Source organism: Hymenobacter sp. PAMC 26628, assembly GCF_001562275.1.
Classification (GTDB): domain Bacteria; phylum Bacteroidota; class Bacteroidia; order Cytophagales; family Hymenobacteraceae; genus Hymenobacter.
This window is the reverse complement of the sequence record NZ_CP014304.1, coordinates 3,384,444-3,405,896: the sequence shown is the minus strand read 5'-3', so window position 1 is coordinate 3,405,896 and position 21,453 is coordinate 3,384,444. Positions and strand designations below refer to the sequence as shown.

Annotated in this window: 22 protein-coding genes; 12 read left to right on the top strand and 10 right to left on the bottom strand. The window is 58.1% G+C overall.

From position 1 onward, the window contains the following. Positions 1-31 precede the first annotated feature (31 nt). Both AXW84_RS14900 and purB read right to left on the bottom strand, forming a co-directional pair. The gene (locus AXW84_RS14900; RefSeq protein ID WP_068234820.1) at positions 32-700 is read right to left on the bottom strand and encodes a helix-turn-helix transcriptional regulator; all 669 of its coding nucleotides are present in this window, start codon (positions 698-700) and stop codon (positions 32-34) included. 82 nt (positions 701-782) lie between these two features. Next, positions 783-2,123: an adenylosuccinate lyase gene (gene purB, locus AXW84_RS14895; RefSeq protein ID WP_068234818.1), complete on the bottom strand. Its 1,341-nt coding sequence runs from the start codon at positions 2,121-2,123 to the stop codon at positions 783-785. A gap of 118 nt (positions 2,124-2,241) precedes the next feature. On the opposite strand from purB, the gene AXW84_RS14890 reads away from it, so the two are divergent. Next, positions 2,242-4,368 carry a transglycosylase domain-containing protein gene (locus tag AXW84_RS14890; protein ID WP_068234816.1) on the top strand — a complete coding sequence of 709 codons (2,127 nt, stop codon included), beginning with the start codon at positions 2,242-2,244 and terminating at the stop codon, positions 4,366-4,368. Positions 4,369-4,510: 142 nt separating this feature from the next. On the opposite strand, the gene AXW84_RS14885 is transcribed toward AXW84_RS14890, so the two are convergent. Together AXW84_RS14885 and hemG are read right to left on the bottom strand one after the other, a co-directional pair. Beyond that, positions 4,511-5,290: a polyprenol monophosphomannose synthase gene (locus AXW84_RS14885; RefSeq protein ID WP_068234813.1), complete on the bottom strand. Its 780-nt coding sequence runs from the start codon at positions 5,288-5,290 to the stop codon at positions 4,511-4,513. Positions 5,291-5,338: 48 nt separating this feature from the next. Next, positions 5,339-6,664, bottom strand: coding sequence for a protoporphyrinogen oxidase (gene hemG / locus AXW84_RS14880; protein ID WP_068234810.1), 1,326 nt, complete (start codon positions 6,662-6,664; stop codon positions 5,339-5,341). A gap of 36 nt (positions 6,665-6,700) precedes the next feature. Between hemG and AXW84_RS14875 the strand changes: the two genes are divergently transcribed. Next, positions 6,701-7,231: a D-glycero-alpha-D-manno-heptose-1,7-bisphosphate 7-phosphatase gene (locus AXW84_RS14875; protein WP_068234804.1), complete on the top strand. Its 531-nt coding sequence runs from the start codon at positions 6,701-6,703 to the stop codon at positions 7,229-7,231. 198 nt (positions 7,232-7,429) lie between these two features. Here the strand turns inward: AXW84_RS14875 and AXW84_RS25065 are convergent, their stop codons facing one another. Both AXW84_RS25065 and AXW84_RS14870 read right to left on the bottom strand, forming a co-directional pair. Continuing rightward, on the bottom strand, positions 7,430-7,585 hold the full coding sequence (locus AXW84_RS25065; RefSeq protein ID WP_157887051.1) for a hypothetical protein: 156 nt from the start codon (positions 7,583-7,585) through the stop codon (positions 7,430-7,432). A 115-nt stretch (positions 7,586-7,700) separates the two neighbouring features. After that, positions 7,701-9,101, bottom strand: a complete 1,401-nt coding sequence (locus AXW84_RS14870; RefSeq protein ID WP_068234802.1) for an arginine decarboxylase — start codon at positions 9,099-9,101, stop codon at positions 7,701-7,703. A gap of 220 nt (positions 9,102-9,321) precedes the next feature. Between AXW84_RS14870 and AXW84_RS14865 the strand changes: the two genes are divergently transcribed. After that, positions 9,322-10,296, top strand: a complete 975-nt coding sequence (locus tag AXW84_RS14865) for an arginase (protein WP_082773916.1) — start codon at positions 9,322-9,324, stop codon at positions 10,294-10,296. A gap of 116 nt (positions 10,297-10,412) precedes the next feature. Here the strand turns inward: AXW84_RS14865 and AXW84_RS14860 are convergent, their stop codons facing one another. The 4 genes from AXW84_RS14860 to AXW84_RS23420 all read right to left on the bottom strand — a co-directional run bounded on the left by AXW84_RS14860 (position 10,413) and on the right by AXW84_RS23420 (position 14,766). After that, the gene (locus AXW84_RS14860) at positions 10,413-11,627 is read right to left on the bottom strand and encodes an alpha/beta hydrolase family protein (protein ID WP_236943135.1); all 1,215 of its coding nucleotides are present in this window, start codon (positions 11,625-11,627) and stop codon (positions 10,413-10,415) included. A gap of 187 nt (positions 11,628-11,814) precedes the next feature. Further along, positions 11,815-13,596, bottom strand: coding sequence for a DUF2326 domain-containing protein (locus tag AXW84_RS14855; RefSeq protein WP_082773914.1), 1,782 nt, complete (start codon positions 13,594-13,596; stop codon positions 11,815-11,817). After that, positions 13,559-13,771 carry a hypothetical protein gene (locus AXW84_RS26565; RefSeq protein WP_442905519.1) on the bottom strand — a complete coding sequence of 71 codons (213 nt, stop codon included), beginning with the start codon at positions 13,769-13,771 and terminating at the stop codon, positions 13,559-13,561. The genes AXW84_RS14855 and AXW84_RS26565 overlap by 38 nt, the downstream gene beginning before the upstream one ends. Positions 13,772-13,824: 53 nt before the next feature. Beyond that, positions 13,825-14,766, bottom strand: a complete 942-nt coding sequence (locus tag AXW84_RS23420) for an ABC-three component system protein (RefSeq protein WP_071891372.1) — start codon at positions 14,764-14,766, stop codon at positions 13,825-13,827. Positions 14,767-15,036: 270 nt separating this feature from the next. Here AXW84_RS23420 and argS point away from each other — a divergent pair, with 270 nt between their 5' ends. The 9 genes from argS to AXW84_RS14825 all read left to right on the top strand — a co-directional run bounded on the left by argS (position 15,037) and on the right by AXW84_RS14825 (position 21,452). Next, complete coding sequence (gene argS, locus AXW84_RS14850; RefSeq protein WP_068234791.1) at positions 15,037-16,830, top strand: arginine--tRNA ligase; 1,794 nt, start codon at positions 15,037-15,039, stop codon at positions 16,828-16,830. Positions 16,831-16,856: 26 nt separating this feature from the next. Beyond that, positions 16,857-17,891, top strand: coding sequence for a hypothetical protein (locus tag AXW84_RS25060; protein WP_157887050.1), 1,035 nt, complete (start codon positions 16,857-16,859; stop codon positions 17,889-17,891). Positions 17,892-17,966: 75 nt separating this feature from the next. Then, complete coding sequence (locus AXW84_RS14845; protein WP_068234787.1) at positions 17,967-18,548, top strand: TIGR00730 family Rossman fold protein; 582 nt, start codon at positions 17,967-17,969, stop codon at positions 18,546-18,548. A gap of 86 nt (positions 18,549-18,634) precedes the next feature. Continuing rightward, entirely contained in the window at positions 18,635-19,219 is a 585-nt protein-coding gene (locus AXW84_RS14840) for a glutathione peroxidase (RefSeq protein WP_068234785.1), read from the top strand. 176 nt (positions 19,220-19,395) lie between these two features. Continuing rightward, positions 19,396-20,301, top strand: a complete 906-nt coding sequence (locus tag AXW84_RS14835; RefSeq protein WP_068234775.1) for a 1,4-dihydroxy-2-naphthoate polyprenyltransferase — start codon at positions 19,396-19,398, stop codon at positions 20,299-20,301. 84 nt (positions 20,302-20,385) lie between these two features. After that, on the top strand, positions 20,386-20,616 hold the full coding sequence (locus AXW84_RS14830) for a hypothetical protein (protein WP_068234772.1): 231 nt from the start codon (positions 20,386-20,388) through the stop codon (positions 20,614-20,616). Between the two features lie 150 nt (positions 20,617-20,766). Then, complete coding sequence (locus tag AXW84_RS26425; RefSeq protein WP_335339470.1) at positions 20,767-20,868, top strand: type II toxin-antitoxin system YoeB family toxin; 102 nt, start codon at positions 20,767-20,769, stop codon at positions 20,866-20,868. 37 nt (positions 20,869-20,905) lie between these two features. Beyond that, complete coding sequence (locus AXW84_RS26560) at positions 20,906-21,073, top strand: RNA 2'-phosphotransferase (protein ID WP_250636925.1); 168 nt, start codon at positions 20,906-20,908, stop codon at positions 21,071-21,073. Then, complete coding sequence (locus AXW84_RS14825) at positions 21,057-21,452, top strand: RNA 2'-phosphotransferase (RefSeq protein ID WP_250636924.1); 396 nt, start codon at positions 21,057-21,059, stop codon at positions 21,450-21,452. Before AXW84_RS26560 ends, AXW84_RS14825 begins: the two co-directional genes overlap by 17 nt. Position 21,453: the final 1 nt, after the last annotated feature.

Below are 21,453 nucleotides of genomic sequence, written 5' to 3'. Positions count from 1 at the left end.
GTCAAGGGCGCGGCGCTCCCGGAGTGGCGGGCTAAATCAAATCGAACGCCCGGGCGTACTGGCCCAACTCGAACGCCGACTCGACTTGCAGCTTGCGACGCAAGTTGCGGCGGTGGGTTTCAGTGGTTTGGGGCGAGATGAACAGGTGGCCGGCGCTTTCCTGGGCCGTTTGGCCCAAGGCCACGCCGCGCAGAATCTCGCGCTCGCGGCGGGTGAGGGTGGCAAAGCGGGTGTGGTGGCTGCGCAGGAAGTTGTTCTCCTCGAGCAGCCGCTGCACTTTGCGCGTGACGTGGCTGGCGGGCTCGATGGCGTGGGCCATGGTAATGGTCAGCAGCGGCCGGCCGTCGGTGCCGCGCAGCAGCAGGCGCGTGGCGCTGAGGTACCAGGCAAACGGGGCCCCGGGGCCAGAGCGCACCTGTTGGAAAAATGAAATGCTCTGGTCCAGGTCGTTCTGTTCCAGCAAGGCAAATATCTTCGGTACATAATCCTGGGCTTCCTGCACGTTGAAGTAGTGCGGAAAATAATCGGGGCCCAGGGCACGCAACTCGGCTAGCGTGGTGTGCAGCTCACGCAAGCCGTTGGCCGACATGTACTCTACCGTGGTGGTGCGGGTGTTGTGCACGATGGTTACCCCAGGGTAAATTCCGTCGGTCGCCGCCACCTCGCGGATTTTGGCTTCGATTAAGTCAACGTCGGTCATACTTAGCGGGAGCTAACCTGCCGAGCCCCCAATGACCCAGTGCGTTAGTGCGCGCTAAAATAATGAACTATGAATGAATATTTCATTGCCCCACGTAGGTGGCTGGCGTGAGGGCCCTAAGCTCGGCTTTCACGCCGTCGGCCACGTTCAGCTCGTCTACGAAGCGGGCGATGGTGGCGGCCGAAATGGCCTCGCCGGTGCGTGTGAGCTGTTTGAGGGCGTTGTAGGGGTCGGGGTAGTTCTCGCGGCGCAGGATGGTTTGGATGCCCTCGGCCACCACGGCCCAGTTGGCTTCCAGGTCGCGGGCCAGGGCGGCTTCGTCGAGGGCCAGCTTGCCCAGGCCGCGCAGCAGCGAGTTCAGCGCGATGAGCGTGTGGCCCAGCGGCACGCCCAGGTTGCGCAGCACCGTCGAGTCGGTGAGGTCGCGCTGCAAACGGGAAATCGGCAGCTTGGCCGCGAAGTGCTCCAGCAGGGCGTTGGCCACGCCCAGGTTGCCCTCGGCGTTCTCGAAATCGATGGGGTTCACCTTGTGCGGCATCGCCGACGAGCCCACTTCGCCGGCCTTCACCGTCTGGCGGAAGTAGCCCATGGCGATGTACTGCCACACGTCGCGGCATAGGTCAATTAAGATGGTATTGAGGCGCTTGACACCGTCGCAGAAGGCCGCCAGGTTGTCGTAGGGCTCGATCTGGGTAGTGGGGAAGGTGCGGGTCAGGCCTAGGGTTTCCTCCACAAACTGCCGGGCGAAGCCGTGCCAGTCGGAATCCGGGTAGGCCACGAAGTGGGCGTTGAAGCCGCCCGTGGCCCCGCCGAACTTGGCCGCGTAGGGCACCTGGGCCAGCAGCGCCAGCTGGCCTTCGAGCCGGGCCACGAATACCTCAATTTCCTTGCCCAACCGGGTGGGCGAGGCGGGCTGGCCGTGGGTGCGGGCCAGCATGGGGATGGGGCCCCAGGCAATGGCCAGCGCCGTCAGGCGGCCCGTGACGGCGGCAAACTGGGGCCCCAGCGCGTCGGCCCAGGCCTCTTTGAGGCTGAGCGGGATGGCCGTATTATTAACATCTTGCGAGGTGAGGCCGAAGTGAATGAACTCCAGCGCATTGCCCAGCCCCAGCTTTGTAAACTCGTCGCGTAGGAAGTATTCCACCGCTTTCACGTCGTGGTTCGTCACGGCCTCGTGGGCCTTGATGGCCTGGGCCTGGGCCTCGCCAAACTCGGCGTAGAGCCGGCGCAGGGCCGGAAAAACGGCGGGCGACACGCCGTGCAACTGGGGCAGCGGCAGCTGGGCCAGGGCAATGAAGTACTCCACTTCGACCCGCACGCGGTAGCGCATCAGGGCCAGCTCGGAGAAGTAGGGGGCCAGGGCGGCCGTGGTGCGGTGGTAGCGCCCGTCGAGGGGCGAGAGGGCGGTGAGGGGCGAAAGCATGGCGCAAAAGTAGGGCCCCCGGCCGGCGGGGCCCCCCGGGCGGCGCCCGAACCCGGGCCGGGGCCCCTGCGTTCTTCCTACCTTTGGCCTCGACTACCCGAACCCTTTTTTCTGCTCTGTGCGCATTTCCCCTTCCACCAAACGGATTATTATCGGCGTGGCGGGCGCTTTCGCGGTGCTGCTGCTGCTGGCGTTCGGCCTTTTTCAGTGGAAGCGCCAGCAGCTGCTGGCTTACGCCTTGCGCGAGGTGAAGGCTCGCGTGGAGCGCAAATACCCGGTGACGCTGGCCCTGGGCCCCGCCCAGTTTACCGATTTCAACACGGTCGAAATCAGGGGCATGAGCGTGGTGCCCACTGCTCGCCCCGCCGATACGCTGCTCACCGCCCGCCGCCTGCAAGCCAGCCTGAGCGTACGGTCGCTGTTTGCGGGCCGGCCGGTGTTTTCGGATTTGCAAATCCAGCACGCCCGCCTCACCGCCCACAAAACGGCCACCACCGACAACTTCGGCTTTTTGCTGAACAAGAAAAAACAGCCGGCGGTGGCCCCGCGCGATGCGGCCCAGGGCCGCAACTACGGCCTGCTGCTGAACCAAGTGCTCGAAGCCGGCTTCGGCAACGTGCCCGGCCAAGCCGACTTTCAGGATTTTGTGGTGCGCTACGACGGGCCCCGCCACCAGGCGCTGCTCACCATGCCGCGCCTGAAAATTGAGGACGGCGACATCAGCGGCCGCCTCACGGCCAACGTCGATTCGGTGGTGAACGAGCTGGGCATCAACGGCCACGTCGAGGCCGGCGACTACGCCCTCACGGCGCGCGTGTTTGGCGTGGGCAGCTCGGTGCAGCTGCCCTACGTGCCGCGCCGCTTCGGGGCCCTGGTGAGCTTCGACACGGTGCTGGTGCGCATGACGGGCAAGGACTTTGCCGACGACGACACCGGCGGCAAGCTCACGGTGCGCGGCTCGCTGGCGGCCCGCAACTTCAGCCTCTACCAGCCCCGCCTGGGCGCGGAGGACATCGTGGTGCACCGCGGGCAGCTCGATTTTGTGGCCTCGCTGGGCCGCGCCACCGTGGCCCTGGAGGAAGGCTCGCGCGTGGTGCTCAATCAGTTGGTGTTCCACCCCGAAATTTCGGTGCGCCTCAAGCCCAAGCTGGCCGTGCGCCTGCGCATCGACTCCGACGCGGTCCCCACCAACGCCTTTTTCGCTTCGCTGCCCGAGGGCATGTTCGACGTGGTGGCCGGCACCCAGGGCACGGGCACGCTGGCCTACCACCTGCGCGCCGACGTGGACCTGGCCCAGGTCGACAGCCTGCACCTCAAATCGTCGCTGCAAGCCAGCAAGGATTTCCGCCTCACCCGCTTCGGGGCCGAAGACCTGGGCAAGCTCAACGGCGACTTCGCCTACACCGCTTACAACGACAAGGGCGACTCGCTGCGCACCTTCCCCGTGGGGCCCTCCAACCCTGATTTCACGCGCTACGACGACGTGGCCGGCTACCTCAAGTCGGCCATCATGACGGCCGAAGACCCGCGCTTCCTCACCCACCGCGGCTTCATGGAAAAAGCGTTTGTGAACGCTGCCATCCAAGACATCAAGGAGAAGCGCTTCGCCCGCGGCGGCAGCACGCTCAGCATGCAGCTGGTGAAAAACGTGTTCCTGAACCGCCAAAAAACCGTGGGCCGCAAGGCCGAGGAGATGCTGATTGTGTGGCTCATCGAAAACACGCGCCTCGTGAGCAAGCAGCGCATGTTCGAGGTCTACCTCAACATCATCGAGTGGGGCCCCAGCAAGTACCGCTGGCCCAGCGGCAAGCGCGGCGTGTACGGCGTGAAAGAGGCCGCCCTGTTCTACTACGGCAAGCGCCCGAGCGAGCTGAACCTACCCGAGAGCCTGTACCTGGCCAGCATCATCCCCAAGCCCAAGTACTACCGCTACTCCTTCAACAGCTACGGCAACCTGCGCTCCAGCACGCGCTACTTCTTCAAGCTGATTGCCGACATCATGGTGAACAAGGGCTTGATTTCGGAAAACGACCGCGACAACCTCACCTACGGCGTGAACCTCAACGGCCCGGCCCGCGGCTACATCGTCACGGCCCGCGACACCACCCGCACCGTGTCGCCAGCCGACAGCAGCCAGTTTGAATCCATTAACCTGATTGACCTGCTGAACACCGCCAAGGCCGCCGATGCCACGCCCGCGGCGCCGGCCGCACCCGGCACGCCCCCCGCCGAGGCCCCCAAATAGGGCCCCGGGGTAAAAAAACAAAAAGGTCCGCTCGGCTAATACTGAGCGGACCTTTCCTTTTAGTAGGGCTTTTGGATAAGAAACTTCACAAAGTAGGCGGTCATGCAGAGCGCAGCGAAGCATGACCGCCTACTTTTTCTATTCAAATTGCTTCTAAGCCGCTCTTGTCCGCCGCCAGCTGGGGCCCCACGGGCTTAGGCGCCTTGTGTAGCCAACTGCTGATTTTCATTTGCAGCACGCCGAAAAAGGCTTCCTTCACGATGCCCTTCGACATTTTGGAAGTGCCCTGGGTGCGGTCGGTGAAGATGATGGGCACCTCTTTGATTTTAAACCCGAGCTGGTAGGCGCGCCACTTCATCTCAATCTGGAAGGCGTAGCCCACGAACCGGATGCGGTCGAAATCGATGGCGCGCAGCACCCGCGCCGTGTAGCACTTAAAGCCCGCCGTGGCGTCGCGGATGGGCATACCGGTCACGAAGCGCACGTACCACGAGGCGTAGTACGACATGAGCACGCGCTCCATGGGCCAGTTCACCACGTTGACGCCCTGGATGTAGCGCGAGCCGATGGCCACGTCGTAGCCCTCCGTGGCGCAGGCGTTGTAGAGGCGCACGAGGTCTTTGGGGTTGTGCGAAAAGTCGGCGTCCATCTCGAATACGTAGCCGTAGCCGCGAGCCAGGGCCCACCGAAACCCGTGGATGTAAGCCGTGCCCAGGCCTTGCTTGCCGGGGCGCTCTTCCAGAAACAGGCGGCCCGGAAACTCGGCCTGCAAACCGCGTATAATGGCCGCCGTGCCGTCGGGCGAGCCGTCGTCGATGACCAGCACATCGAACGCCCGCGGCAAGCCCATGACCTTACGCACGATTTGCTCGGCGTTCTCGCGCTCGTTGAAAGTGGGAATCAGGACGAGGCCGTCGTTCATAAAGGGCAAATATAGCGGCCAGGGCAGGGTGGAAAGTAAAGTGCTGCGTCAGGCATTGGCAGCCAAGGTATTGGCCATGGCGCGGGCATGGCGCACCACGTCGGGCACGCCCACGCCGGCCTGCCAGTTGGCCACGGCCACGATGTTGTCGGCTCCTAGTGCTTCTACCGACGCACGGGCTGGCCCAATGGCTGCATCGAACTGCGGAATACTGCGCGGCCAGTAGTAGCGCCCCTGCCAGGTGGGGGCCCCGGCAATGCCGTAGAAACGGGCCAGCTCGGTGTGCACAGCGGCTTTCTGATCAGCCTCGGGCTGCTGGGCGGCGTCCTCGTACTGGGTGCCGCCCACGAAGGTGGTGAACAGCACTTGCCCCGTCGGCACCCGGCCGGGGTAGAGGCTGCTGGTCCAGAGCGAGCCAGCCGCGTAGGCACCCTCCGCCTTGGGGTGCAGGGCCCCGAAGCCCTCCAGCGGGTGCGCTACGGCGGCCCGGGCGTAGGCCGAGTACACCACGGCCATAGGCGGGTAGTGCACCGCCGCCAGCGCCGCCCCGGCCTTGGGGAACAGCCCCGCCAGCAAAGGCGCGGCCGCATAGGCCGGCAGCGCCAGCACGAGGTGCGTGTAAGGCCCCCGCGCCGCGCCATCCGCCTGAAACGAGTAGGTGCCATCGGCGGCCCGCGCCAAAGCCGTGGCGGGGGCCCCGGGGTGGTAGTGGGTGAGGCGGGCGGCCAGCGCATCGGTGAGGGCCTGCACGCCGCCCCGCAGCGTGATGACGCGCCGCCGGCCCACGCCCTTGCCGGCCTTGGCCAGGCCGCGCAGCACCGAGCCGTGCGCCTGCTCCAGCGCCGCCAGCTGCGGAAACGTGTGGCGCAGCAGTAACCGGGCGGGGTCGCCGGCGTAGATGCCAGCCACGAACGGATTCACGGCGTAATCCACGATTTCCGAACCGAAGCGCCGGGTGAAAAACTGGGCCACGGTTTCGTCGGGGTCCGGGGCCCCGGTGGGCTTCAGGAATTCGCGCAGCAGCCGCCACTTGCCTTTCAGGCTGAAAAAACTGCTGCGGAGCAGCGCCGGCGGCGAGCCGGGCAGCTCGCGGTAGCTGCCGCCGCGCAACACGTAGCGGCGCTGGCCCACGGCGGCCGTGTCCTGCACCTGGTCGGTGAGGCCCAGCTCGTCAAACAAATCGGCCAGCTCGGGGCTGAGCTGGAGCGAGTTGGGGCCCGCTTCGAGCAGGTAGCCTTCGGGCGGGTGGAGGCTGAGCAGGTTGCCGCCGGGCCGCGCGTCGGCCTCAAACAAATCGTAGGCGACGCCGGCTTGCTGCAAGTACCAGGCGCAGGTGAGGCCGGCGAGGCCGCCGCCGAGGAGGGCGATTTTCATTCCGCAAAGGTCGGGCCCCGCCCGTAGCTTTGCCCCATGACGGGCCTCCACAAAGCAATTTTCCTCGACCGCGACGGCGTACTGAACAACGAAACCGGCGAATACGTGTGGCAGGCCGCGCAGTTCGTGGTCAGCCCCGGCGTGCCCGGGGCCCTGGCGCGCCTCAAAGCCGCGGGCTACCTTCTTATTGTCGTCACCAACCAGGCCGGCATCGCCAAGGGCCTCTACACCGGGGCCGACGTGCAGGCCCGCCACGCCCAGCTGCAAGCCGCCTGCGGCAACGTGCTGGACGCGCTGTATTTCAGCGACAACCACCCCAGCGTGAGCGAATCCATCTTCCGCAAGCCCGACTCGGGAATGCTGGAAAAAGCCGTGGCCCGCTTTGCCCTCGACCCCGCCCAGTGCTGGATTGTGGGCGACCGGGTGCGCGACATGCAGGCCGGCGCCCGCCTGGGTATCCGCGGCATCCTGGTAGGCCACACCGAAATAGGGGCCCACACGCGGTACGCCGTCGATTTGGCCGCCGCTACCGATATCATTCTGGGCGATGTAGCGCGGACTTTGTAGTCCGCGGCTCTCGTTTCGTCCTGCCGATAATCGTCTGGCTGTAGCGTGGACTCTGCGAGTCCGCGCGGTTGAACGGTCGCTGAACGGTGAACGGCAGGACGAAGCGAAACGCGCGGACTCGCAGAATCCGCGCTACAAACTGAAAAAGGCCAGTCCCCCACGTGGGAACCAGCCTCTCTACTTTTTCAACCCGAAAAATTACTGGCGGGCCGAGGGGGCGGCGGCGCTGGCCATCACGGGCGAGGATACGCGGTTGGCGGCCTTGGTGCTGGTGTAGGCGGGGCACTTGCCGCCGCTGCACGAGCCGAGGCCCAAAGTAGCCGCGCCAGCAGCCAGGAGAATAAGCTTTTTCATAAAATAATGCTAAATGGGTGAATGCTAAGTGGGGGTTGGGCCAAAGATAGTACGCCCATCGCAACAGCCGTACCCCCATCGAACGGAAAAATGCAAATTTTCGTGCAAAGCCCCTTTACGAAGTGTAGCCCAAGATACGCATCATGCTGGCCGCTTCTTGTTTAGGCGCAAAAACGGTGTCGGTGAGCACGCCGTCGGGGCCCCGGTCGAGGATGATGTGCTGGGGCGCGGGGATGAGGCAGTGCTTGATGCCGCCGTAGCCGCTCAGGCTTTCCTGGTAAGCGCCGGTGTGGAAAAATCCAATGTAGAGCGGCTCCGCGTCGGTGGGCTTGCGCTCGGGCAAAAACACCTGGTACAAGTGCTGCTCGGCGTTGTAGTAGTCCTGCGAGTCGCAGGTGAGGCCCCCGAGCTGGATGCGCTGGTACCGCTTCTGCCAGCCGTTGAGGGCCAGCAGGATGAAACGCTGGTTCAGGGCCCAGGTGTCGGGCAGGTTGGTGATGAACGAGCCGTCAATCATGTACCACAGCTCCTTGTCGTTCTGGAGCTTCTCGTCCAGAATCGAGTAAATCATGGCCCCGCTCTCGCCCACCGTGAAGATGCCGAACTCGGTGAAGATGTGGGGCTCGGGTACGCCTTCCTCCCGGCAGATGCGCTGGACGGTGCGCAGGATTTCGGCCACCATGTAGGGGTAGTCGTACTCGGGCTGGATGCTGGTTTGGATGGGCAGGCCCCCGCCGATGTCGATGGTGGTGAGCGTGGGGCAGATTTTGCGCAGCTCGCAGTACTTGTGGATGAAGCGGCTCAGCTCGGACCAGTAATAGGAAGTGTCCTTGATGCCGGTGCTGATGAAGTAGTGCAGCATCGTCAGCTCGAAGCGCGGGTCGTCCTTGAGGCGCTGCTCGTAGAGCGGGATGGCGTCGGCGTAGCGGATGCCCAGGCGCGAGGTGTAGAACTGGAAGCGCGGCTCCTCATCCGAAGCCAGGCGCATCCCGATTTTGCACTGCTCGGTGACGTGCTGCGCGTAGTAGTCTATCTCGTTGGGCGCGTCGAGGATGGGCATGCAGTTCACGAAGCCCTCGTTGATGAGGGCCGTGATTTCGCGCTTGTACTCGTCGGGCTTGAAGCCGTTGCAAATGATGTGGTGCTGCTTGTCGACCTTGCCCTCGGCGTGGAGGTGGCGGATGATGCTGATGTCGAACCACGACGAGGTTTCGAGGTGCACATCGTTTTTCAGGGCCTCTTCTAGCACGAAGCGGAAGTGCGACGACTTGGTGCAGTAGGCGTAGGAGTAGGTGCCCTGGTAGCCGGTGGCGGCGATGCCGTCGGCAAACCACTTCTTGGCCCGCTGAATCTGGGAGCTGATTTTGGGCAGGTAGGTGAGGCGCAGCGGTGTGCCGTACTTCTCGACCAGGGCCATCAGGTCGATGCCGTGGAACTGGAGCTCGTCGTTGTGAACCGTGAAGTCGGCGGTGGGAAAATCGAAGGTTTGGGAAATCAGGTCGTGGTACTTGTCCATCGAGTAGGGGCGGGAGGAAAACGGCGCGGAATGCCGACCTTTGCGGCGGCGGCTCAAAACTACCGCCCGGGGAAAGAAATGTTCCCCGCGCATCGGCAACGATGGAATCAGCGACTTGGCTACGGCGGGGCTTGCCCCGCCGCAAGGCAGCGCCCGCAAGGGGCCCCCGGGGCCCTGGGCGGACCGGTGCGGCCCTTTTGCTTTCTTAAATTACCGATTGATGAAACGCATTAAGTTATTGGAAGTGCACTCCGAGCTGGGCGCCGGCACCCGCGGGGCCGGCATGGGCATCGACGCCCTGCGCGTGGCCTGCCTCAACAAGGGCTCCGACTACTTCCGCCGCTACAACGCCGTGGTGGTGCCCGACCTGAACCACGTGCTGTTCGAGAAAACGCCGTTTCGGTGGGCCAAGCACATCGACGCCATCTACACCGTGCAGAAGGGCATTGCCAGCGCTGTGGAGCAGACGCTGCGCTTCGGCGAGTTTCCGCTGGTGTTGGCCGGCGACCACTCCAGCGCCAACGCCACCATTGCCGGCATCAAGGCCGCGTACCCACACAAAACGCTGGGCGTCATCTGGATTGATGCCCACGCCGACCTGCACTCGCCCTACACCACGCCCAGCGGCAACGTGCACGGCATGCCCCTGGCCGCCGCCCTGGGCCAGGACAACCGCCAGCACCAGCGCAACCAGCCCGACGCCGACACCGAGTTTTTCTGGCGCCGCCTCCAGAACCTGGCCGAGCCGGGCCCCAAGCTGCGCCCCGAGCACCTGGTGTACGTGGTGGTGCGCGACACCGAGGCCCAGGAAGACGCCTTAATAGAGGAGCTGGGCATCAAGTGGATCAAGCTGCCCGAAATCAAGGAGAAGGGCTCCCGCCAGCTGGCCCGCGAGATTTACGAGCACCTGCGCGCCTGCGACATGGTGTACATCTCCTTCGACGTGGACAGCCTCGATTCGAGCTTCAGCATCGGCACCGGCACGCCCGTGGAGGACGGCCTCTACCTTTCCGAAGCCGAAAACCTGTGCCAGGACCTGCTGGAAAACGAACGGGTGGTGTGCTTCGAGATGGTCGAAATCAATCCCACCCTGGACAACGGCAACACCATGGCCAAGAACGCCTTCAACATCCTCGAAAAAGCCACCGAGTCCATTGAACGGCGGCTGAAACTGGAGGACGAGGCGCGGCGGTAAGGAAAATGTGAAAATGAGCGGCAATGCGACGGATGTGAAGATTGACGCTTTAGCCACGCAGGTGCTTAAAAAGCAATTTTCACATCCTCCACATCCCCGTTCATTTTCACATTTTTTCAATATTGGCTGATAAAGGCGTAGGCCCCCAGGGTGTAGGTGGTGGCCGACGAGAAGTGGTTGCCGCCCTGGATGGGGCGCAGCTGCACTTGGGTGGCGCCGCGCTTCTGCATGGCGTCGTAGGCGTCTTGCGAGTTGAAGAAGGGCACGTAGTCGTCGGCGGTGCCGTGGAAGAGGGCCAGCGGGGCCCGGGGCTTCCAGTCGTAGATGTCGTTGTCGGCCACGGCGGCGGTGAGGGCGGCGTCCGAATTAGTCAGCACGGCCTGGCGGAAACCATCGGCGAAGAGCTGGCTTTGCTGGGTGGGCACGTCGGCAGACGGGTTGGCTTGCAACTGGGTGGCGTAGGGCTCCTGGTAGTAGAAGGCGAAGGGCCGGTTCAGGGCGTAGATGCGGTCGTAGGTGCGCAGCACCCACACGTAGGTGCTCAGGAAGCTCAGCGGCTGCTGGGCCCCCAGCACGTAGCGGGCAAAGGCCGACTTGTGGTAGGCCCCGGCGCCGGGCGCGCTGGCCGTGACGGGCAGTTCGGTGGCGTATTTTTCTTCCAGCAGCTTGTGCAGGGCCATCGTGGCGTAGCCGCCCTCGGAGTAGCCGAGCAGGAAGTTTTTCTGGTTGATGGCCACGGCTTGCTGCTGGCAAAACTCGCGGGTGGCGCGCAGCATGTCGGCCGAGGCCGAGGCCAGCGAGGCGGCGTGCTCGTAGGGGTGGGGCAGGGCCTTGGAGGCCCCGTAGCCAATGTAGTCGGGCGCCGACACCACGTAGCCCGTGGAGGCCAGCACCGACACCGCCGACCACACGTCGCTGCCCGTGGCGTAGTAGGAGGGGGCCTGGCCCTCGCCGGCCGGCGTGATGGTGCCGTGCTGGTAGCTGAGCACCGGTAGCTCGCCCGCGCCCACCGGCACCAGCGCCGCCCCGGAGGCGGTAATCTCCTGGCCGTCGGGCGCGTGGGTGCGGTAGGTGAGGCGGTAGGCGCGGATGGGGTAGCGCGCCAGGGCCCCCACCAGCGGCACGGCCTGAACGCGCCCGGCCAGCGTGGCCACGCTGTACTCGCCGATGAGCGTGCTGCCCGTCAGCACGGTAGTGGCGGCGGGCGCCGTGGCGGTGGGCTCGGGCTCGCTGCTTTTGCAGCTGGGCGCAACCACTAGGCCGGCCAGCAGCCACACGAAACCATACTTGGCAACCGGCCGCGCCAGGGCCCCTAAACGAAATATCGACACGATAGGAAAACTGTAAAGAGGATGAAAAGCTATCCTCTTAACACCCAGCAGCGGCGGCTGTGTTCCCAGGCGAGGCACAATAGGGTCCCCGGGGCCCCCAGCCCGCCGCCCCCGCCGCTGAAGAAACGGAAAGCCCCGCCAGTAGCTTGGCGGGGCTTTCCGTTTCTTAATAAACGTAAAAGCACTATTAAAATGACATAAGGAAAAGTTTCCCGTTGTCATCTTTATCATTCAGCTCTAATATGATCTCATTCTTCGACAAATTAAAATCATTTGCGTTGGGTAAATCATCTTGAATAGCAGTAAAAATATACTGTATATTATATTTTAGACACAATCTTTTGATTGTAGCCATAAGTCTAACTTTTAGCCGATTGTCTTCATTACCAAAAGCATCGTCGTGATAGACAAATCTAAAATATGATTGATTAGAATAATTAATAAGAATTGCTAAATCAAAGGCTACGCATAATAATTTGTTGTATGTATAACCTCTTTGTTGAGCTGTATTCTCAATACTGTAAGCAAAATCGATATTATCACTATTATTTTTAGAAATAGAAATAATTGCAGGTACCTGCAAAATGTCATAAATAATCTCGCTAAACGAGCTTCTTATAGAAGAGTATTTAGTATTTGAAAGAGTATTGCTTAATTCAGTCTCAATTTCAAATTTCGTTTCTTTTAATTCGTGTTCCTTCAATGAAGCAATTTCTTTGCTCTTTTCCTCTATAAAGTCAAAAGCAATAAGTTTAGCTTTCAAATACATCAATTCAGATTCTGCTCTTAGCATATCTTGTTGATATAATTTATACTTCTTGAAAATAGAAGTGTCGTGAATTAATTGTGTATAATTACTCTTCTTCTCATTTAGTATTTGAAGTTGGCTTATAATGCTGCTTTGCTCCAGTTCCTTTTCATTTAAGGTCTTTTTTATCTCCTTGTTACGCTCTGTAGTTATTTTCTTATTAAATTCACTCAATTCTTCATAGCTCCTAAAGAATTCAGCTGGGAGTAATAATTTAACTTCATCAAATAGTTCTTTTACCTTGTTGATATCAAAAGAAAAATCCTCACGTATAGACTTGTTTAATTTATTGATATCAAATTCAATTCTATAAAGCTTATTATTAAAAATACTTATTTCAGTTTCGATTTCTTCAACAAGGGTTGAAATAGTTTCTTGATCTTTAATAAAGAAATTAAAATCATCCAAATCATTAGATAATTTATTTACTTCTTGCGCCTTCAGTTGTATCTGCCCAACGATTTTATCCTTATCATTAGAGTTGATATTTAGATCTTTTTCTTTGTCTTTAATAGCTTTTGCTTGTTCCTTTATAGCATCCTCTAATTCATATTTGCGTAAAAGTACGTGTCCTTGGAATCCAAGAAGACTAAACATGAACGGTTTCCAATCCTTGTCTTTGCTACGAGAAAATTTCTTCAACTGAAAAATATTATCGTAATCACCTTGGCTACGTAGACAATAGCTGATTGATTTTCTATAAGGGTACCCAGTCGATTTAGAAAAGTCAAAATCTAAAAAATCATTTAAAAGAGTTTGAGCCTTTTCTATTGGAATTTCTAGATAATCCCAGTTTTCAATTAATGGAAAACCATCTGCTCTGATTTGGTAGCGTTTGAAAAATATTTTAGTCGGAGCGTTAACAGCTCGCTTTATTATTAAAAATTCCCCCGAATTCAATAGTATTTCGAGATAAAATTCATAATCGATAAAAAGTAAACTTTCGCCTCTTTTTGTATTTAATAACCAGTGTGATTTATCTATATTTTTAAGAAGTAAAAAATCAATAAGATCAACAAGTGTGCTCTTTCCTAAGTTATGGGTGTCCCTTTGCTCATGTCTTGCCTTGACATTAGCTAAAATTAAATTGATTTCGCCCCTTTTAAGGTTGAATTCAATATTTTTAAACGGCTTGTTGCAATAGAGCTTGCTGAGTTTCATTTATTTCAAACGCGTCTAAAGTGCCTCCGTAATAGTGAAGCTTTCTAAGTAAATATAAGAAATTTAAAGCATAAGGAAAAGTTTCGCTTATATCGCTTCGTGTTTTGTTAGTGATTCTTTCTTGAAGTTCATTGTATGTTAGGATTTTATTTTTTTTGAGTTCATTAAGTATCATGTAGGCAATATTGACTACTGAACTGTCTAAATCGAGGTATCTATGTGGGAAAATCATTGTTTTCGTCCGATGTGGCAGTTGTAATAAAGATGATGTAAAACCACCCAAATTAATGCTCTGTGTTTTGATAATTCTGATTCATTATCATTAAAAATTTTATCGTATAAAAATCCGAATACTTCTTTGAAATTATTAAAATCATCTCTTCGTATTTCAACTTTATTTCCAAGCTCTGCTGCAAAATTTTCATAAGCAAGTGCATATTGGATATTAATAGGGTCGCCTAAAAAATCGTCAATTTGCGCGAAATACTCTAAAGAGTTTCGACGAATTATCTCGTAATAATATTTATCAAGATTATTAATTTTATTTTTCTCTGCTTTTTCAGCAAAAAGAATGGATTCTCCAGTGGGTATAGTCGGATTTGTGATTTTCTTAATACTTCCAGTAAGTACTACTATCAAATCCTTGATGTCTCTATCATAAAAATCTAGAGGAAGAATAAATTTATCTAATCTAAACTGCTTTAGAATTTCCTTGTGAGATTTGAGATACTCGGTAATAGTTTCAATCCCGATAATAGATATATTTAGTAAACTGGTCTCCTGACGTATATGGTTTCTTATAGACTGTTCCGTTCCACCAGTCAATTTTCTATTGGTAAATAATATATAATTATCTATTTCGTTAGCGTCGATTAGTGTTTTAATTTTTTTAATTTCTTCATTTATAGTACTTGTCTGATTACCGTGAAAGGCATTCTCAGAGCAGCTTGCTTCGATGGCCGTAGTATGTTTGGCTTGAATAACAAATTTCCCTTTCCACAAAGACGACTTTGAAGGAAAATTGTTGGCTGTGCCTTCGAAACGACCATCCTTGCCTCCATCACGTCCTTTAGAGAAGCTGACCACTCCAGTACCCAACACCTCACGGCAAAGAGAATTCACTAGTCTTTCAAAATCGTCTTCCGACAGTAAGTCTAGTCTGTAGTCCATAAGCCCGTAGAAAAGTTGTACACAAAGAAACAGACTTCTTAGGTGTAGCTAATGATTCAGGCCAAAGGAAACTGATATGATTGTTTAAAATATCAGAAAGTCCCGCAAGCAACTACAAGGGCCCTCAGTTGCTCAAGTTTCGCTCGACCAGCGCAGGGGCCCCGGGCCGCTTTGGCTGCGGGTCGCGACGTGGGCGGCCGTTGCGGGCAAGCTGGGGCCCCGGTGGTTTAAAGAGGGGAGGGGGTTACGGCCAGCCCGTACCTTTGCCCCGTGCAACAGCTAGAACAAGACCTCAAAACCGCGCTGCAAACCGCTGCCCGGGCCGTTTTCGGCGTCGAAATCCCCCTCGCCAGCCTCCCCTTGCAGCCCACGCGCAAGGAGTTTGCCGGCAGCTTCACCCTCGTCACGTTTCCGCTCACCAAGGCGCTGGGCCAGGGGCCCGAACCCATCGGCCGCGCCCTGGGCGAGTGGCTGCAAGCCAACGAGCCCCGCGTGAGCGGCTTCAACGTGGTGAAGGGCTTCCTCAACCTCGAAATCGCCGACGCCGAGTGGCTGCGGCTCTTTGCCCAGCTGCAAGCGCAGCCGGCCGGGGCCCCGGTCCCCACCGGAGGGCCCCGGCGCGTGGTGGTCGAGTACTCGTCGCCCAACACCAACAAGCCCTTGCACCTGGGGCACTTGCGCAACAACTTCCTGGGCTACTCGGTGGCCGAAATCCTGAAAGCCACCGGTGCCACCGTCACCAAAGCCAACCTGGTGAACGACCGCGGCATCCACATCTGCAAGTCGATGATTGCCTACCAGCGCTTCGGGCAGGGCGAAACGCCGGCCAGCGCCGGCCTCAAGGGCGACCACCTGGCGGGCAAATACTACGTGCTGTTCGAGAAGCACTACCGCGAGGAAATCCGGCAGCTCGAAGCCGAAGGCGTGACCAACGAAGTGGCCAAAAAGCAGGCCCCCCTGATGGCCGAGGCCCAGCAGATGCTGCAAGCCTGGGAAGCCGGCGACGCGGCCGTGCTGGCCCTCTGGCGCCAGATGAACGGCTGGGTGTACGAGGGCTTCACCGAAACCTACGCCACCATCGGCGTCGATTTCGACAAGTTCTACTACGAGTCGGGCACCTACCTGCTGGGCAAGGAGCGGGTGGAGGAAGGCCTGCAAAAAGGCGTGTTCTTCACCAAAGAGAACGGCTCGGTCTGGGTCGATTTGCAAGCCGAGGGCCTCGACGAGAAGCTGTTGCTGCGCGCCGACGGCACCAGCGTCTACATCACCCAGGACCTGGGCACGGCCGAGCTCAAGTACCAGGACTTCGGCTACGACAGCAGCATCTACGTCATCGCCGACGAGCAGAACTACCACATGCAGGTGCTGCAAGCCACGCTGGCCAAGCTGGGCAAGCCCTACGCCGCGGCCATCCACCACCTCAGCTACGGCATGGTGGACCTGCCCTCGGGCAAGATGAAGTCGCGCGAAGGCACTGTGGTGGACGCCGACGAGCTGGTGCGCGACGTAGTGGCCGCCGCCAAAGCCGCCACCCTCGAAAAAGGCAAAACCGAAGGCCTGTCCGACGCCGAGCTGGAGGAGCTCTACCACCTGCTCGGCCTGGGGGCCCTAAAGTATTACCTGCTGAAGGTGGACCCCAAGAAGCGCATGCTCTTCAACCCCGAAGAATCGGTGAGCCTGGAGGGGCACACAGGGCCCTTCATTCAGTACAGCTACGCCCGCATCGCCGCCATCCGCCGCAAGGCCGCCGAGCTGGGCATTACCGAAACCGCCGACTTCGCGGCCCTGGGGGCCCTGGCGCCCACCGAGCGCGAGCTGGTGCAGGAGCTGGCCCGCTACCCCGCCGTGGTGGCCGACGCCGCCCGCACCCTCTCGCCCGCCGTGGTGGCCCAGTACGCCTACGACCTGGCCAAGGCCTACAACCGCTTCTACGCCGAAGTGTCCATCTTCCAGGAAACCGACACGCTGAAGCGCAGCCTGCGCGTGGCGCTGTCGGCCCGCGTGGGTGCGCAAATCAAAGTGGCCCTGGGCCTGTTGGGCATCCAGGTGCCCGAGCGCATGTAGGTTTTAAAAAAAATGCTAATACTTCTATGGCCTTTTTTCGCATTGAATCAGAAAATCATTTACAGCCTATAGCTGCTACCACTTTTTCCGATTTAGGAATGAAGGAGCGCCAAGATTTGCAGGCTTTATTACGTGATAATCCTAAAACAATTGGAACAGATTTGTTAGTCTTTGCTGAAGAATTCAGTAACTGGCAAGACAGCAGTAGAAGAGTCGATTTACTAGCTCTGGACAGAAATTCCAACCTTGTTGTTATCGAGTTGAAGCGCATAGAAGAAGGAGGTCATATGGAACTGCAGGCCCTCCGCTATGCAGCAATGCTTTCAACTGTAGACTTTCCTCAAGTCAGAGAGGCGTATGAAAAATTATTAGCCAATCCTGCCGTAGCTGCTAAAAGAGGTATTACTGCTCACGATGCTGAGCAACAACTACTCGATTTTTTGGGTGCTGTAACAGCAAGTGAAGTAAACATTTCTAGTACTCCTCGCATCATTTTAATGGCTCCAAGCTTCTCAAAAGAAATGACAACTACTGTTCTATGGCTTAATGAACGAGAAGTTGATATTAGATGCGTATCTGTTCAGCCATATGAAATTGATGGTAAGCGTTTTTTGGAAGTAGAGCAAGTTATCCCTCTGCCATCTTCTGCTGACTACATGGTGCAGAAAAAGGCAAAGGAGGCAAAAGCCGAAAAACAAGCTGTTGACCAAAAACGTCGTTCACGGTCACTGCCGACATTGGTAGAAGCCAAAGTGCTAAATCCGGGTGATGTATTGGAATTGATAAGACTGCCACGAGGCATTTTGAAAGATGTCCCTCAGGATGCACGATATGCGGATTTAATAGATGAAACGCGAGTTAAATGGCATTTCAACGGAAAAGAATACTCCCTTACCTCACTTTGTGCAGCTATCTGTGCACAATTTGCTCCGGAAGTTTTACCTGTAACTTATGCATTTGCAGGACCAGACAACTGGGCTATGGCAGGAGAAAAAATATGGCTTTCTGAATTAGCACGTTCCTTGGAGCTGTCGCCATTGGAATTGCCAAACTTAGGTTGAAATATCAAAGTCCCTTTCGCATAATTTGATAATCAGTATTATGTCAAATCCCTAATTATTGGTCAGATACAAATAATGAAAAGCGTCGCCGTTTACTGCGGTTCCAGTGCTGGAACCAACCCTGCCTTCGTGGCCCAAGCGCAGGCCCTGGGGGCCGCCCTGGTGGCCCAGGGCCTCACGCTGGTGTACGGCGGCGGGCGCGTGGGCCTGATGGGCGCCATCGCCGACGCGGTGCTGGCCGCCGGGGGCCGGGTGATTGGCGTAATTCCGGGTTTTCTGGATGATAAGGAGCTGGCCCACAAGGGCTGCACCGAGCTGCACGTGGTGCGCACCATGCACGAGCGCAAGCTGCTGATGGCTGACCGCGCCGACGCCTTCATCGCCATGCCCGGCGGCTACGGCACCCTGGAGGAGCTGTTCGAAGTCCTCACCTGGGGCCAGCTGGGCCTGCACCAGAAGCCCGTGGGCCTGCTGAACGTAGACGGTTACTACGACCAACTGCTGCTGGCCCTCGACCGCATGCGCGACGATCAGCTGCTGCGCGCCGAAAACCGGGCGCAGTTGTTGCAAGACGCCAGCCCCGCCGGCCTGCTGGCCCAACTGGCCGCCTACCGCCCGGCGCAGGTCGAGAAATGGCTAAATCCGAGCACTACGTAGGCCCGTAAGCACCGGGCTGGAAACCTTGCGGCGGCCGCGCCGGTTCAAGCGGCAGATTTTACCCCAACACCTTCAAAATCATCCCAATGAAAAACTCCCTGTTGCGCCTGCTGGGCCTGGGTACGCTGGCCGTGGCCGGCCTCTCGGCCATGAACTTCGCCACCGCTCCCGTCCCCAAAATGGAAACTGCCGCCGCCCCCACCGTGTACGATTTCACTGTCAAAACCATCGACGGCAAAGAAGTGAAGCTGAGCAAGTACAAAGGCAAGAAAATCCTCATCGTGAACACCGCCTCCAAGTGCGGCTTCACCCCGCAGTACAAGGAGCTGGAAGAGCTGTCGAAGAAGTACGGCAAGGACGTGACCGTGCTCGGCTTCCCGTCCAATAGCTTCAACCAGGAGCTGTCGTCGGATTCGGAAGTGGCCTCGTTCTGCGAGAAGAACTTCGGCGTGACGTTCCCCCTGTTCCAGACCGTGGCCGTGAAGGGCGCCGACGCCACCCCGCTCTACAAGTTCCTGGCCGACAAGACCAAGAACGGCGCCGTGAGCGACGCCCCGAGCTGGAATTTCTGCAAGTACCTGGTCGATGCCCAGGGCCACGTAATGAAATTCTACCCCTCGAAAGTGACACCCCTAAGCCCCGAGCTAGTGGCCGACATCACGGCCAAGTAAGCTTTGCCGCTGGCAGGATGTTAAAGAACGTCATGCTGAGCGCAGCCGAAGCATCTCTCCCGCGCAAGTATTTATTTACTGCTGCGGGAGAGATGCTTCGGCTGCGCTCAGCATGACGTTCTTTTGCTTTTTGCGTCTTCCCATTTCCACATTTCGCACATCTTTTCATTTAAAAAATGTCCCCCTGGATTTCCGCGTTTCGCCCGCGCACCTTGCCTTTGGCCCTGGCCAGCATCCTCACCGGCGGCTTTTTGGCGAAAGCAGCCGGCCTGTTCGACGGCCCGGTGGTGGCCCTGGCGGCCCTCACCACTGTGCTGCTGCAAATCCTCAGCAACCTGGCCAACGACTACGGCGATTCGCAAAACGGGGCCGACAGCGTGCACCGCGAGGGGCCCCAGCGCGCCGTGCAGAGCGGCGCCATCACCCCCGCCCAAATGAAGCGCGGCATGTACGTCTGCGGGGCCCTGGCGCTGGCCAGCGGCTTGCTGCTGCTGTGGGTGGCCTTCGGGCGAACACTGGGCGCGGCGGGCCTGGGCCTGTTTGTGGGCTTCCTGGCGCTGGGCCTAGCCGCCATTTGGGCGGCGGTGAACTACACCGCGGGCAGCCGGCCCTACGGCTACGCGGGCCTGGGCGATATTTCGGTGTTCCTGTTTTTTGGCATCGTGGGCGTGTGCGGCACCTACTTTCTGCAAGCCGGGGCCCTGCCGCTGGCCGTGCTGCTGCCCGCCGCCGCGCTGGGCTGCTTCGCCACGGCGGTGCTGAACGTCAACAACATCCGCGACATCAAGTCCGATGTGCTGGCCGGCAAAATCACGATTCCCGTGCGGCTGGGGCCCCGGCACGCCCGGCGCTACCACTGGCTGCTGGTGCTGTTCGGGCTGGGCTGCGCCACGGTGTTCGTGGCCCTCACCTACCACTCGCCCTGGCAGTGGCTGTTTGTGCTGGCCGCGCCGCTGCTGCTCTTCAACGCCCTGCAAGTGTGGCAGCGCCAGGAGTCGCTGCAAATCGACCCGCTGCTCAAGCAAATGGCCCTGAGCACGCTGGTGTTCACGGTGCTATTCGGGGTGGGGCAGGTGGTGTAGGGTGAAAAAGCAAGCCCTAACCATTGTCCCAACCGAAACAACTAAATTGGTATACTTAAGCCCGAATTAACAGCTGCTATCCGCATGGAAACGACTTTTCACCTCAATGCCAACGATCTGGATGCCAATTTTTTGGAGGCGCTGAAGAAGCTGTTCGTCGGTAAAGATATTGTCATCAGCGTGGCCAACGAGGTTGATGCGACAGAGTATTTATTGAGCGATGCCAACCGCAAGGCCGCGCTGTTTAAGTCGATGCAAGAAGCAGAAAGTGGGCCCCTGATTTCGGTGAACCTGAACGACTACCGGGCGCAGTGAGAAACCTGCAATACACCCACCGCATTCGAACAATTTACTGATTGGGCGACGGTGGATAAAAAGCTGTTCCAACGCTTGGTGCGCTTGCTAGATGAGGTGTGCTGAACACCCTTTGCCGGAATCGGCAAACCGGAGCCGCTGAAAGGTGACTTGGCCGGCTTTTGGTCGCGCCGCTTGAATGATGAGCACCGTCTTGTGTACAAGGTGACGAGTGAAACCATTGTAGTCATTGCCTGCTGTGACCATTACTAACCGCGGCTTTGCACATTGAACAAGGATTTTTATAGCCATGCTTTCCGAAAAAGAAACCATCCGTGCCAGCAAATTGCTGAGCTTGGTTTTGCGCCACGAGCCCGCGCAAATTGGTATTGCGTTGGACGAACAAGGATGGACCGATGTAGCGGTGGGGGGCCCACGGCCAGCCGCTCAGCTTCGAGCAGTTGGAGCACACTGTTGAAACCAGTCCTAAGCAGCGGTTCAAGTTCAACAACGACCGCACTCAGGTTCGCGCCAGCCAGGGCCACTCGGTAGCCGTGGAGCTGTGCTATGTGCCGGCACCGCCACCCGAAATACTTTACCACGGCACGTCGGTTCGTTACCAAGCCATTATCCAAGCCGAAGGACTACGGAAAATGGCCCGCCACCACGTGCATTTAAGTACCGACGTGGCGACGGCCCGCGCCGTGGGCAGCCGGCACGGCCAACCGGTGGTATTTGCCGTGGCGGCTGGCGAGATGCACCGCGCCAGGGCCCTATTTTACCAAGCCGATAACGGAGTTTGGCTGACCGATGAAGTACCGGCGGCTTATTTGCAGGCAACCACTGAGCCGGCCTGAG

Excerpts from the sequence above, each read along its gene's own strand:
- hemG (WP_068234810.1), bottom strand. The coding sequence starts at position 6,664 with ATGAAAATCGCCCTCCTCGGCGGCGGCCTCGCCGGCCTCACCTGCGCC.
- AXW84_RS26565 (WP_442905519.1), bottom strand. The coding sequence starts at position 13,771 with ATGATACTTAATGAACTCAAAAAAAATAAAATCCTAACATACAATGAA.
- AXW84_RS14845 (WP_068234787.1), top strand. The coding sequence starts at position 17,967 with ATGAAAAGCGTCGCCGTTTACTGCGGTTCCAGTGCTGGAACCAACCCT.
- AXW84_RS23420 (WP_071891372.1), bottom strand. The coding sequence starts at position 14,766 with ATGGACTACAGACTAGACTTACTGTCGGAAGACGATTTTGAAAGACTA.
- AXW84_RS14840 (WP_068234785.1), top strand. The coding sequence starts at position 18,635 with ATGAAAAACTCCCTGTTGCGCCTGCTGGGCCTGGGTACGCTGGCCGTG.
- AXW84_RS25060 (WP_157887050.1), top strand. The coding sequence starts at position 16,857 with ATGGCCTTTTTTCGCATTGAATCAGAAAATCATTTACAGCCTATAGCT.
- AXW84_RS26560 (WP_250636925.1), top strand. The coding sequence starts at position 20,906 with ATGCTTTCCGAAAAAGAAACCATCCGTGCCAGCAAATTGCTGAGCTTG.
- AXW84_RS14835 (WP_068234775.1), top strand. The coding sequence starts at position 19,396 with ATGTCCCCCTGGATTTCCGCGTTTCGCCCGCGCACCTTGCCTTTGGCC.
- AXW84_RS14900 (WP_068234820.1), bottom strand. The coding sequence starts at position 700 with ATGACCGACGTTGACTTAATCGAAGCCAAAATCCGCGAGGTGGCGGCG.
- purB (WP_068234818.1), bottom strand. The coding sequence starts at position 2,123 with ATGCTTTCGCCCCTCACCGCCCTCTCGCCCCTCGACGGGCGCTACCAC.
- AXW84_RS14885 (WP_068234813.1), bottom strand. The coding sequence starts at position 5,290 with ATGAACGACGGCCTCGTCCTGATTCCCACTTTCAACGAGCGCGAGAAC.
- AXW84_RS25065 (WP_157887051.1), bottom strand. The coding sequence starts at position 7,585 with ATGAAAAAGCTTATTCTCCTGGCTGCTGGCGCGGCTACTTTGGGCCTC.
- AXW84_RS14865 (WP_082773916.1), top strand. The coding sequence starts at position 9,322 with ATGAAACGCATTAAGTTATTGGAAGTGCACTCCGAGCTGGGCGCCGGC.
- AXW84_RS14855 (WP_082773914.1), bottom strand. The coding sequence starts at position 13,596 with ATGAAACTCAGCAAGCTCTATTGCAACAAGCCGTTTAAAAATATTGAA.
- AXW84_RS14830 (WP_068234772.1), top strand. The coding sequence starts at position 20,386 with ATGGAAACGACTTTTCACCTCAATGCCAACGATCTGGATGCCAATTTT.
- AXW84_RS14870 (WP_068234802.1), bottom strand. The coding sequence starts at position 9,101 with ATGGACAAGTACCACGACCTGATTTCCCAAACCTTCGATTTTCCCACC.
- AXW84_RS14875 (WP_068234804.1), top strand. The coding sequence starts at position 6,701 with ATGACGGGCCTCCACAAAGCAATTTTCCTCGACCGCGACGGCGTACTG.